Source organism: Mesobacillus jeotgali, assembly GCF_900166585.1.
Classification (GTDB): domain Bacteria; phylum Bacillota; class Bacilli; order Bacillales; family Cytobacillaceae; genus Mesobacillus; species Mesobacillus jeotgali_A.
In genome coordinates this window covers 715,773-727,993 of record NZ_FVZC01000007.1, presented here as the reverse complement: position 1 = coordinate 727,993, position 12,221 = coordinate 715,773, and the positions used below count along the sequence as shown (strand labels likewise).

Annotated in this window: 10 protein-coding genes; 1 reads left to right on the top strand and 9 read right to left on the bottom strand. The window is 44.2% G+C overall.

The window, feature by feature from the left end; all coding sequences use genetic code 11:
- Positions 1–11 precede the first annotated feature (11 nt).
- The 4 genes from B5X77_RS04900 to B5X77_RS04885 all read right to left on the bottom strand — a co-directional run bounded on the left by B5X77_RS04900 (position 12) and on the right by B5X77_RS04885 (position 4,889).
- Positions 12–746: an Mrp/NBP35 family ATP-binding protein gene (locus B5X77_RS04900; protein WP_079505642.1), complete on the bottom strand. Its 735-nt coding sequence runs from the start codon at positions 744–746 to the stop codon at positions 12–14.
- Positions 747–1,046: 300 nt separating this feature from the next.
- The gene (locus B5X77_RS04895) at positions 1,047–1,595 is read right to left on the bottom strand and encodes a 4Fe-4S dicluster domain-containing protein (protein WP_079505640.1); all 549 of its coding nucleotides are present in this window, start codon (positions 1,593–1,595) and stop codon (positions 1,047–1,049) included.
- Positions 1,596–1,609: 14 nt separating this feature from the next.
- Positions 1,610–3,739, bottom strand: coding sequence for a formate dehydrogenase subunit alpha (gene fdhF / locus B5X77_RS04890; protein WP_079505638.1), 2,130 nt, complete (start codon positions 3,737–3,739; stop codon positions 1,610–1,612).
- A complete protein-coding gene (locus B5X77_RS04885; RefSeq protein ID WP_257391728.1) occupies positions 3,720–4,889 on the bottom strand; it encodes an MFS transporter in 1,170 nt (389 codons plus the stop codon). Before B5X77_RS04885 ends, fdhF begins: the two co-directional genes overlap by 20 nt.
- A 782-nt stretch (positions 4,890–5,671) precedes the next feature.
- On the opposite strand from B5X77_RS04885, the gene B5X77_RS04880 reads away from it, so the two are divergent.
- Positions 5,672–6,661, top strand: coding sequence for an NADPH:quinone oxidoreductase family protein (locus B5X77_RS04880; RefSeq protein ID WP_079505636.1), 990 nt, complete (start codon positions 5,672–5,674; stop codon positions 6,659–6,661).
- 61 nt (positions 6,662–6,722) lie between these two features.
- Here the strand turns inward: B5X77_RS04880 and B5X77_RS04875 are convergent, their stop codons facing one another.
- The 5 genes from B5X77_RS04875 to amyS all read right to left on the bottom strand — a co-directional run bounded on the left by B5X77_RS04875 (position 6,723) and on the right by amyS (position 12,002).
- Complete coding sequence (locus B5X77_RS04875) at positions 6,723–7,355, bottom strand: histidine phosphatase family protein (RefSeq protein WP_079505634.1); 633 nt, start codon at positions 7,353–7,355, stop codon at positions 6,723–6,725.
- 111 nt (positions 7,356–7,466) lie between these two features.
- On the bottom strand, positions 7,467–7,910 hold the full coding sequence (locus B5X77_RS04870; RefSeq protein ID WP_079505632.1) for a threonine/serine exporter family protein: 444 nt from the start codon (positions 7,908–7,910) through the stop codon (positions 7,467–7,469).
- 15 nt (positions 7,911–7,925) lie between these two features.
- On the bottom strand, positions 7,926–8,684 hold the full coding sequence (locus B5X77_RS04865) for a threonine/serine exporter family protein (protein ID WP_079505630.1): 759 nt from the start codon (positions 8,682–8,684) through the stop codon (positions 7,926–7,928).
- 113 nt (positions 8,685–8,797) lie between these two features.
- The gene (locus B5X77_RS04860; RefSeq protein ID WP_079505913.1) at positions 8,798–9,949 is read right to left on the bottom strand and encodes an MFS transporter; all 1,152 of its coding nucleotides are present in this window, start codon (positions 9,947–9,949) and stop codon (positions 8,798–8,800) included.
- 505 nt (positions 9,950–10,454) lie between these two features.
- Entirely contained in the window at positions 10,455–12,002 is a 1,548-nt protein-coding gene (amyS, locus tag B5X77_RS04855) for an alpha-amylase (RefSeq protein ID WP_373887796.1), read from the bottom strand.
- Between the last annotated feature and the right edge of the window lie 219 nt (positions 12,003–12,221).

The window sequence follows — 12,221 nt, the reverse complement described above, 5'->3', positions numbered from 1 at the left end:
AGTTCCTATAGCTAAAACTTAGCATGAATTCTCTCTGCCAGGTTTAGATATTCCTTGAATAGCGGGGTATTTTCCGTGGCAATCGCAGGGGTCTCACTGTCCTCATCCGCTTCCTGGATCGGCAGCTGCCCCAGCAAATCCGTGCCAAGCTGTGCAGCCAGCTCCTCGCCGCCGCCTTTTCCGAAGATATAATACTTCTGCTCGCTGTCGTCAGGCTTGAAATAGGACATATTCTCAACCACACCGATAACTTCATGCTTGCTCTTAATCGCCATCGATCCTGCGCGTTCCGCAACGAATGATGCCGCCTTGTGTGGAGTCGTCACGACGATTTCCTTGCTCTGAGGAATCATCAGGTGCATATCAAGGGCGACATCACCCGTGCCAGGAGGCATATCGAGAATAAAATAATCCATCTCCCCCCAGAGTACATCCTCGGTAAAATGCTGAATCATTTTTCCAAGCATCGGGCCGCGCCAGACAATCGGTTCGTTATCCTTCACAAGGAAACCCATGGACATAACTTTAATGCCATTTGCTTCAACCGGAATGATTTTTCCATTGAATGTTTTTGGTTTTGAATCTATATTAAGGATTTTCGGTACACTGAATCCATATATATCAAGATCGATGATGGCAACTGACTTGCCAAGCTTTTGCAGCGCGAGTGCAAGATTAACCGATAACGAAGACTTACCAACTCCGCCTTTTCCGCTTGTCACCGCCAGTACATTTCCTTTTAGCATTTTAAAGCACCTCTTTTTTTGGATGGGTTATTATTCCCTACCTTATCTTCAGTTAGTTGAAACCAAACTGGAAAAGAACCTTGTGAATTTCCAGTTCGCCAATATAATTATATTTTCGCCAATAAAGTTGTGAACTTCGCCAATATAATCGTTTTTTCGCCAATAAACCTATGAACTTCGCCAATAAAACCAGATTTTCGCCAATAAAACCAGATTTTCGCCAATATCGTGAAATCGATCCAAAAATAGAGCCGGCCCTAATGAACTTAGCGCTCTCTTCCGGCCGGCTCTTATGAATTATTATTGTGAATCTGTGTAGACTCCGAAGAATTCAGGCACATAATCCCATTTGTTTCCTTCTTGAGGCTTTTTGCCTTCAACAAGGTTCATCTGGGTACGTCTTCTGCGAAGCTGCTGCATTTCATCGAAATCGATGAAGCGAATCGCATCACTTGGGCATACAGATGCACACATTGGCGCGATATCATGACGAGTTCTGTCATAGCACATATCGCATTTGTACATTTTGTTTTTCTCGAAATCGAATTTAGGAATACCGAACGGGCAGCCGAACGTACAGTTGCGGCATCCGATACATTTTTCTTCCATAGCTGACAGTACGACACCTTCATCGGTGATCTGGATGGCATTGGCCGGGCAGACACGAGCACATGCAGGATCTTTACATTGCATGCACAACATCGGGAAAGTCTGTCGGGATTCAGTAAAATCAACATATTCTACATAATTGCGTTCTTTTGCGTCATGGTCGCCGCACTCTCGGCAAGCTGCCTGGCAGGCACGGCATCCTATACAGCGTTCAAATTCCAGGTACATAATTTTATTCATAATAGCCGTTCCTCCTATTTTGTCAGCTTTTCGAGCTTTACAGCGCAAACTTTAAATTCTGGCATTCTTGAGAATGGATCAAGCGCCGGGCTGGTCAATTGGTTGACTGCCAGCTTTTTGCCCCAGTGGTATGGGACGAACATTGTATCTTTACGGATTGCTTTTGTTATTTTTACCGGAGCGATCATGTCGCCGCGCGGAGTTGAAAGTTTCACTCTTTCACCGTTCTCTACCTGATACTGGCTTGCCAGTTCAGGATGCATTTCTACGAAAGGCTCAGGGCATTGCTCCATCAGGAAGCCAACGCGTCTTGTCTGGTTACCGGACAGATAATGGAATACGACACGGCCAGTTGTCAGCCATAGAGGGTATTCCTTTGACTGAACTTCCGCAGGTCCCCTGAAATCGCAGACTGCCAAATTCGCTCTTCCATCTTCAGTCGCAAATCGCTCTTGGAATACTGATGGAGTTCCTTTGTGGTCTTCTGCAGGTGCTGGCCAGAAAACGCCGTCCTGCTCATCGATTTTTTCATAAGTTACACCGAAGTAATCAGCCTTGCCGCCTTTTGAAGCGAGACGAAGCTCATCAAAGATCTCTCTTGGTTCGTTGTAATCAAAGTACTTTCCTTTACCTAGTCGTTCAGCAATCAGACTCATGATTTCCCAATCAGGCTTCGATTCGCCAATTGGCTCCACTACCTTTCGAATCCTGATGACACGTCCTTCGATGTTCGTTGTTGTTCCTTCGTCTTCAGCCCAAGTTGTTGCCGGAAGAACAACATCAGCAAGCTCGGCTGTTTCTGACATGAAAAAGTCATTTACGACAAGGAAATCCAGCTTCTCCAGTGAGTCCTGTACATAGTTAATGTTCGGTGATGAAACAACGGGATTCGAGCAAATGACGTGTAATGCGCGGATCGTCTTGTTCTGCATCAGGTGGAACATTTCGTATGCGGAAACGCCTTCCTTCGGCATTTCTTCTGGCTTGATGCCCCAAACTCCTGCGACATGCTCAACATCCTTAGGATTTGCGATTTTACGGTATCCTGGAAGAGCATCTGCTTTCTGTCCGTGTTCGCGTCCGCCCTGGCCGTTGCCCTGTCCTGTGAAAGTGGCAACACCTGATGCGAATTTGCCAATCTGTCCCCTCAATAACGCCATTGACGTATACAGGCTAACATTATCAACACCTGACGTCTGTTGTTCCGCACCGCGTGCGAACATCACGACTGAGCGTGGTGATTTTCCGAAAATGTGTGCTGCCTTGATGATTTTCTCAGCTGCCACACCTGTAAGTTTCGATGTATATTCAGGCGTGAATTTCGCCGTCATTTCTTTTAATTCTTCAAAGTTGTTGCATCGTTCCTGTACGTATTCATTGTCAACATAATCATGCTTGATCAGAAGGTGCATGATACCGTTCGCAAGTGCTGCGTCTGTTCCTGGAAGCAAGTCAAGGTGCACGTCAGCGACACGTGCTGTTGCTGTTTCACGAGGATCTGCGACGATGAATTTTGCTCCTTTGTCCTTTGCCTTCCAGAACCACTGAATACTTGTCGGGTGGCATTCTGCTGTGTTGGAACCAGCCATGAAAAATGTATCGGTATGCTCAAGCTCAGTCCAAGGAAGAGTGGAGCCGCGGTCCATTCCAAGAGTCTTGTTGAAACCTCCGGCAGCAGAGCTCATGCAATAGCGGCCATTATAGTCGATATAACGAGTTCCCAGTCCTACGCGAGCGTACTTACCAACGAGGTAGCACTTTTCATTTGTCATTGAAACTCCGCCGTATACGCCGACCGCATCCTTGCCGTAAGTTTCCTGGATTCCTTTATACTTGCTTTCAATCAAGTCGAGCGCTTCATCCCATGTAGCTTCGACAAACTTGCCGTTCTTTTTGATCAAAGGAGTCTTGATGCGGTCCGGATGGTCCACCGTCTGGTAGGCAGTAACCCCTTTCGGACACATCTTCCCTCTTGTTAAAACCCAGTCATAACGAGGTTCAACACCGACAACCTTGTTGTTTTTTTCATCAACACGGATATGCATTCCGCACTGCATGCCGCAATAGCAGCAATGAGTTGTGACTAGCTTTTCACCTTTGCGAATCTGGTTCTTTACGCCTTCTTTAACGAGAAACTGGCTCATCAACTTTTTCCTCCTTTGAGTCCTGGTCAAGTCCGTAAAATTCTTCCGAACGCTTCTTGCTGAAGCCTGATAAGTGAATTCCATTATTGGTGCTTACTGGTCCGTATGGGTTGCCTTTAGGCGCTTCAAGATTCATTTGTTTCAATGCTCTCATCCTGCGGCGGCAGCCAGTGCAATAATCTGAAAGGTAAGAGCCGTCCGCAAGCTGGAGATCGAAATTTTGGCTTTTTAATATTGCCTGGACATCCGCAATCTGGTCATCATTGCTGTATGGCTGTCCGCAGCTTTTACATTCTTTCGTATCCACTTTGACCACCTCTTGATAACTCATAGGAACTGCTGTAGCCAGCGGCCTGATCGGCACATGGAACAGTTTTCCGAATGGGAAGTACATGAGCATGATGATAACTGTTACCTGGTGAATCAGCGACATATAATGGTGCATCCATCCCTCAAGGAATGTGTACATGATTGTTAGGATCAAGCCTGTCACTGTTACTGACAAAAGAATTATCAATGGGAGAATATCGAACTCAAATCGCTGAGTTACTTTTACATCATAGTCCGTGATGCGTCGGTAAAGGGCCATCCCCGCTCCGATTAAAACCATGATTGCACCGATATTCAGGCCGTTATAAACGATTTCCGCGAAAATCCCGTGAGCTGCCATTGTGATGGTCGGCATATCAAACACGATAATCTGGTACGTTTCAGAATCGATAAGATCAAATCTCATCCAACCGAAGGTAAGTCCGAAGGTAATTGCGAATGAAATGATGCAGCCCCATGAAATCATGAAGTGCTGGATACCGCGGTATAATCCGCGCTGGAAAATGAATTTTTGCAAGATGATATTATCAATCAAAGTTTTGAGTACTGCTTTTGTGTTGCGTTTCAATCGTTCTTTATTAAAAAGGTTCTCAACACTTCGCTTAGCCACCTTGTTCGTCGCTTTGCGCCACATCCAGAAGCTCATTCTGATCGTGAGCCCGATGGCAAACACCGCTGACGAGATTGCATACCCCAGAAGCGCCATATCTATATGGACAAACTTCGAGGTCGAATACCACATTGAGAAAAATAATATAATGACAACGACAAAGGAATACATGCTTGTTTTTGAGTAAAAGGATTTCTCGAATTTGTACAACTTTGTTACCTCCCTGTAAATCGTTCCCGATTTCAAAAATCATCTTATCATGGAAAAACAGTCAAAATAGGGGGAAATTGTAAACACTTTGTGAATAGTGAAAAATTGATTTAATAATGTTTTCAACCCTAAGCTCCACTGTGTACCTTGTTCATACCTAAATCTTAAGTGAGCCAGATTAAAAGATATGTGAAGTCCGTCACACCAGATTGACTGTACACAAAATCGTAATAATTTTGTGCGGGACTTAACAATCTGTCAGACTCATCCGGGGTAAAATATCCTGAAGATACGGCCTTACTCGTTGGAATTCTCAGGTGGATACATTGTGGCCTTTTATGGAACGATGACTGGTAAGGACTTGATTTATGCGCATGTTATAGTGACGATAATTTGCTGATGTCTTGGTTTATCTGCACATTAACTCTTTTTATGTGACGATAATAAATGGATGTCTTAGTTTATCGTTACATTAACTCTTCTAATGTGATGATAATTTTTGGATGCTTGGATTTAACTGCACATTAATGCTTTTACCAGTGACGATAATTCATGGGCGCCTTTTTTTATCCCTACATTAATACTTGGAAGTCATGAAAAGCTGACAGGCAAATATGAGTCCGGAAACGTATTTTATCGCCCGCAAGGATGTCAGCAACAAAAGTCATATCCAGTCTTTTTTCTACTTGTTAAAATTGATTGCCCACATTAAGTTGAGTTATTAGAAGATGGACAGTGTTTTCCTTATACTTAAACTATCAAGCCAAGAAAGGTTGGGAGTCATGGAGAATTTCAAAGCTTTTATGGTGAATAAAAATGAAGAGGGATTTTCAGCAGGGGTAACGACGATCACGCAGGAGAACCTCCCTGATGGAGATGTGCTGATCAAGGTAGCATATTCAAGTGTCAATTATAAGGACGGGCTAGCAAGCATCCCTAATGGCAAGATTGTCCGGTCTTACCCTTTCATCCCTGGAATCGACCTTGCCGGGACTGTAATCCGCTCTGACGACAGCCGCTTTAAGGAAGGCGATGAAGTAATTGCAACGAGCTATGAAATAGGGGTTTCCCACTATGGGGGTTTCAGTGAGTATGCCAGAATTCCGGCAGAGTGGGTTGTACCATTGCCTGAAGGCCTGACTCTAAAGGAAGCGATGGTTTTTGGGACTGCCGGATTCACAGCAGCGTTGTCCGTCCACCGCCTTGAAGAAAACGGCCTTACTCCGGAAAAAGGGAAAGTGCTGGTGACAGGCGCAACCGGAGGGGTCGGCAGTGTTGCCGTGGCAATGCTCGCTAAGCGTGGTTACCACGTTGTAGCAAGTACAGGAAAAGAATCGGAACATGATTACCTGAAAAAGATCGGTGCGGCCGAAATTATCAGCCGTGAAGAACTTGTCGGCGAAAAAATTAAGCCACTGGACAAGCAGCTATGGGCCGGAGCTGTTGACCCGGTTGGAGGCGATACCTTGTCGGCAATCTTAAGCAAGCTGGAGTACAATGGTTCGGTCGCTGTCAGCGGCTTGACTGGCGGAACAGACGTCCCGACAACTGTCTTTCCATTCATCCTAAGGGGCATCAATCTCCTGGGCATAGATTCCGTATATTGCCCGATGGAAACAAGAAAGCTTTTATGGCAGCGAATGGCTGGGGATTTGAAGCCTGAGGAATTGCTTGAGACTATCAAAAATGAAGTATCATTAGAAGAATTGCCTAGCGTCCTTTCCAGCATTTTAAAGGGAGAGAACCGTGGGCGGACGATTGTAAAAATGTAAAACAACAGCCTGAACCCAGTCTTGAGCTGGATTCAGGCTGTTTTTAATTCCACGATGTCAATTAAATTTGGACAGAAAGCTCCTCTGCATCTACTTTTGCCAGATGGCTGCAATCATTCAGGAACATGACTGTTTTTTGCCCTTCTTTTATTTTAAGCAAATGGATCCCTGTGTCTCCGGTTGGAAAATAGATATCATTGGTTACTGGCAGATTCAAAAATGCCCTCAGCAGATTGGAAATCATACCTCCATGCGAGACAATCGCGATCCTTTTCCTTCCTGCGCTTTCTGTTAGAATCTTTGAAAATACTGTTTGGGCACGGAAGCGGAATTCGAGCTCGGATTCTCCATCCTCGATTGGTTCATGCGGCTTTCGCCCGCCCTCTGGCTCTGGATAACGCACCTTCGCTTCTGCATAGGGCAAGCCTGCCAAAACTCCATTATTGAATTCTCTTATTCCGTCATCTTCAATCACAGCGACACCTGTTTCACCGCTCAGGATTTCTGCCGTTTCCCTTGCACGCTTCAATGTGCTGGACCAGATCACTTCCGGCATATATTTTTCCTTTACGACTTTTGCCATTTCCCTTGCCTGTCGGCGGCCCCGGTCCGTCAGAAGCAAATCCGCCCGGCCTTCTTGAACCTGAAGGATATCCCCTTCTGACTCACCATGCCTGATTAAAAGAATTTCCATGTCCCCATCCCTTTTTTTTCAATCTTTTTAACTATCAATTCTCCACAAACTAATGAATCCCTTTTTTGGCAAATAAAAAAGACTCACATCCAATGCGAGTCTTCTTAATGATTATTTTACCGGCCCAAGGCTTGATCTTCTAATCACCTGGTTGATTACTTCAGAAAAAACAAGTCCGACAGCGATGGCGCCCGATATCATCGACGCTTTCGCAGCTAACGAAAGGGCAATGCTGTAGTCGTTCTCCACAAAGTTTCTCATCGCATCATACGCCAATCCGCCCGGAACCAATGGAATAATTCCAGCGACACTAAATATGATAATTGGCGTCCTGTATGCCTTCGCGAACACCTGGCTGACAACCGCAATCAGGAAGGAAGCTATCAATGTGGCAAAAATCGTCCCGACCCCATTTGTATCCAGGGCAAAATAAACAATCCAGCCCACCATCCCGGAAATTCCGCATTTGACCAGTGATTCCCTGGGTGCGTTAAAAATGATTCCAAACGCTGCCGATGCAATAAAACTTGTAATTAACTGTTCTATATAAACCATCGTTTTTTCTCCTGACTACAAGAAAGATAAAATTGCCGCTATGCCAGAACCAATCGCAAACGCGGTCAACAATGCTTCTGCTCCCTTTGACAATCCTGAGACCAAATGGCCTGCCATCAGATCCCTGACCGCATTCGTGATCAGCAAGCCAGGAACAAGCGGCATAACTGAGCCGATAATAATTTTATCCAGTTCCTGTCCTAATCCAAGTTTTACAAAGAAAAACGAAATCATACCAATCATAAAGGATGACAGGAATTCAGCGAAAAACTTTACTGGCACAATCCGGTGAAAATAAACGACCAGGAAGAAACCGATTCCCCCTGCGGCCATTGAAGGCAGGAAATCAAGCCAGCTGCCCAGGAACATGATGGTAAAACAGCCGCTCGCAATTGCAGCTGCAATGAGTTGAATCATAAATGAGTAGGTTAGATTTGCTTCCTCAATCTCCACCAAAAGCCTGCATGCCTCCGCAAGTCCAACCTCACCGCTGCTGATTTTGCGCGAGACACTGTTGACCATCGCCACTTTTCTCAGATCAGTTGTCCGGTCGGAGATTCGTACAAGTTTAGTCCGTTCTGGTCCTATACCTTCTACAGAAAAAATGATTCCAGTCGGCGTAACATAACTGTGTGTCTTGTCAATGCCGAGCGCAGAAGCCATTCTGGACATCGTGTCCTCGACCCGATATGTTTCGGCGCCGCTCTGGAGCATGATTTTGCCGGCCAGCAGACAGGCCCGCATCACTTCAAATGTTTGATCCTGATTATCCATAATCATCCTCACATACCAATCCGTACTGTGTAAATTTCTTTATCAGTTTAAATCAAAAGAGAGCATATTAGCAACCATAGAAAAAGCCAGCCATGAAACGGCTAGCTTTTGCCTTAGGAAACTGCCTTCTTTGGAAGTCGTACTTCCCCTTTTTGTTTGCCTTTCATAATCGTGAGGATTAGTGCAAGTACGATGAAACCACTTGAAATCTGGAACAATGTCCCAAGTTCTACATACTGCGCAAAAACTCCGAAAATCAAACCGCTCAATCCAATCCCAAGGTCGATTGATGAGAAGAACATTCCATTTGCCACCCCACGCCTGTTTGCTGGTGTCATCGATAACGTCCATGATTGCAGGGTTGGGATCAATGATCCGAATCCAATCCCGAACAAAACGCCGGCAATTGCAATCATCATATTAGAGTGAGCGAACGAAAGCACCCACATACCAGCAATGGTGATGGTGATCGTTAAAATAACAAGCCCGGCAGGACCTTTCTGGTCAAACCATTTCCCTGCTACCGGACGTGACAATGAAGCTAGAATGGCATTGCAAAGGTAAAACAGAAAGATTTGATCAATTCCTCGTTCCTCTCCGAAAATAACGATGAAGGTGACGATTGTCCCATACCCGAGATTAATGAGCAAAGTCAGCATTGCCGGGAACCACCCCGACTTTTCAATAAGTGAGCCAAGATAGGAGAATTTTAAATCTTCCTTTTTTGTATTGATAACCTGTTCAGGTGTTTGATAATTGACGGTTCCGAGCAAGATCAGGGAAATGACGCCAAGCGCACCCGAGATGTACACCAGATTTTCGAACGTCGTAACCTGAAATAAGAATATCCCAAGACTCGGAGCAATGATCATCCCAATTGTGATGGACAGTCCGTAATAACCCATTCCTTCTCCTAGCCGCGAGTTGGGGATTACATCAACGGCAGCCGTGCCATTGACAGTCGTAGACCATCCCCAGGCAAGCCCATGCAACAGCCTGATCGCCAGGAAAATGACGACTACCTGCGACAGCGGATACAGGAATGTAATCAAGAGCAGCAGCACTGCACCAATCAAAACAAGCGGTCTCCGGTGTTTGTATTCAAGCATGAATCCGATGAATGGCCTGCTCAACACAGCCCCAATGGAGAAAAGGGCGGTAACAAGACCAATCTCGGTCCCATTCGCACCAATTGACTTTATATAGGGTGGCAAAGTCGGAATCAGCATCTGAAAGGACATAAATACAAACAGATTCCCGACCATCAGCTTTATGAATGAAGAGGTCCATAATGGCTCTTTAAGTTTTGACAAAAATATCCTCCCCTTTATTAATAGAGCTGTTCACTAATGATTCTGTTCTTTTCTCTACTTTTTCATTATTGATTGTTAAAAAAGAAAAAAATCTTCTGCAGAAGAAGATTTTCAATGTTATTTCGCATTTCTAAATAATAGCACAGTCCCCGGTATAAATAAAAGGGAAATTTTGTTTATGTGATGTATTGAGGATTGTTCTGTGGATTAAATCCATTGAGTTCTCGCATATACATATACCCTACTATTAATCATCTAGAAATGAGAATTTGGAATAAGGGGATTTCAAAAATTTAAGACATTTAAATAGCTACTGTGAAACCTAATGGACAACTCGGATATATTTTTCTATATTATTCACTGTCAGAATAGGGGAATCCTATTACTTAGCTGAACTAATACAGGATTTTTTAGATAAAAACGGCAATCCGACTGGAATGCCGTTTTACTAGTTCTTCTATTTCTGAACATAAACCGAAACTGATCCTCCATTTACATAAAACTGACCCCATCCGTCACTATTTATGGTTACGGTGTTCGTACGGTTACCTGTAATGTCATACCATACTTCGCCGGCATTCTGTTTCCCTACATTCATCCACTTAGAACCACCAGGACCATCGGTTATCAATGTTGCCAGACCTGAATTCGCCCGCGTTCCTTCACCTTCTCTTGTCCAGCCAATAATATCCCAATGGTCAAAATAATCATGCTGTACTCCATAAGCATAATTTTTTCGTGCAGTTAGAATCGGATCAATCTTAGTCTTTAATGAAGGAATTTCGTAGCCGCTATTCCCTTTAGTCCCGTAATAATCACCATAGAAAACCGAAGGATAACCTTGTTCCCTGGTTAAAATAAATGCATATGCCAGCGGCTTGAACCATGTACTGACCACTGATTCAAGTGACTGCCCTGGCTGTGAATCGTGGTTTTCGACAAGTGTTACTGCGAGCGTAGGGTGCTGGGCAACAACTGTGCCGTTCAAGATGTTTCTCATATCATAATTGCCATTACTGTTTGAAGCATAATGAAAATTATAATGGAGCGGAGCATCAAACACGGAATGATTATAATTTGTTTTCGCAAGGTAGTTATTCAGCGCGTTAATATCATTTTGCCAGTATTCAGCAACAGTAAAAAGCTGTTTACCGGTCTGTGTTCTGACATGGTTAACCCAGTCCCTTAAGTAATCATGCTTGATGTGTTTAACCGCATCTAAACGGAAACCATCAAGGTTAAGCTCTCGCGCGTACCACGTGCCCCAATTTTTCATTTCATTTGCAACATCAGGATGACTGAAGTCCAAGTCTGCGTACATCAAATAATCATAATTCCCCCACTCGCCAGACACTTCCCAATCCCAAGCCTTCCCGGTTCCTCTGAATTTATAGACACGGCTTAAATCTCTTCTTTCGTCCCAGTCTGTTCCATCGAAATGGTACCACTGCCATTTAAAACTGGAGTATGTATTACCCCTCCCAGGAAAACTGAATCCTGTCCATGCATCTATCTGATAATCACCAGATACCTCGTTATTACGGTTATTCGGATTTACCTCGACAGCCGTTACTGCTTGGGTGTAATCCGCGCCGCCTTTATGATTCATAACAACATCGCCATATACATTAATATTTTGGCTATGCAGTGCTGAAATGGCTGATTTCAGCTGTGTTTTCGTTCCGTACTTGGTCCTGACCGTTCCCTTTTGGTTAAACTCACCCAAATCATATAAATCATAAGCGCCATAACCGACATCATTTTGTGAGGTCCCCTTGTAAGCTGGCGGTATCCACACAGCTGATATACCTTTGCCTGCTAAGTTTGCCGCATCATTTTGCAAGCGAGTCCAATGCTCTCCGTCATTCGGCAGATACCATTCGAAATACTGCATTAATGTCCCATTTGTTGGAGTTGCAGCTCCCGCTCTTTCAATAGTTCCAATGGATGATAGCAACAGAATAATTGATAAACCTAAAACAAGAGTAAACTTTACCTTTCTCAATTTCGGCACACTCCTCAACCAAATTATGAAAACGCTTGCACATCTCATTATACCGCGTTACTTTTCCTTGATAAATTACTAATTTGCTTGTTTAGTAAAAAGATACTTTTGTCCTATGACGTCAGGGATTGGCCATACACCAATTCATTATTTATAAAGGCTGGATTGCTATTGTTCTGTAACTCCACTGTAACTCTTCCTGCTTATCATTAATCCAAT

Bases quoted from the DNA above. Each gene is read 5' to 3' on its own strand.
- B5X77_RS04900 (WP_079505642.1), bottom strand. From the start codon at position 746: ATGCTAAAAGGAAATGTACTGGCGGTGACAAGCGGAAAAGGCGGAGTT.
- B5X77_RS04895 (WP_079505640.1), bottom strand. From the start codon at position 1,595: ATGAATAAAATTATGTACCTGGAATTTGAACGCTGTATAGGATGCCGT.
- fdhF (WP_079505638.1), bottom strand. From the start codon at position 3,739: ATGAGCCAGTTTCTCGTTAAAGAAGGCGTAAAGAACCAGATTCGCAAA.
- B5X77_RS04880 (WP_079505636.1), top strand. From the start codon at position 5,672: ATGGAGAATTTCAAAGCTTTTATGGTGAATAAAAATGAAGAGGGATTT.
- B5X77_RS04875 (WP_079505634.1), bottom strand. From the start codon at position 7,355: ATGGAAATTCTTTTAATCAGGCATGGTGAGTCAGAAGGGGATATCCTT.
- B5X77_RS04870 (WP_079505632.1), bottom strand. From the start codon at position 7,910: ATGGTTTATATAGAACAGTTAATTACAAGTTTTATTGCATCGGCAGCG.
- B5X77_RS04865 (WP_079505630.1), bottom strand. From the start codon at position 8,684: ATGGATAATCAGGATCAAACATTTGAAGTGATGCGGGCCTGTCTGCTG.
- B5X77_RS04860 (WP_079505913.1), bottom strand. From the start codon at position 9,949: ATGGTCGGGAATCTGTTTGTATTTATGTCCTTTCAGATGCTGATTCCG.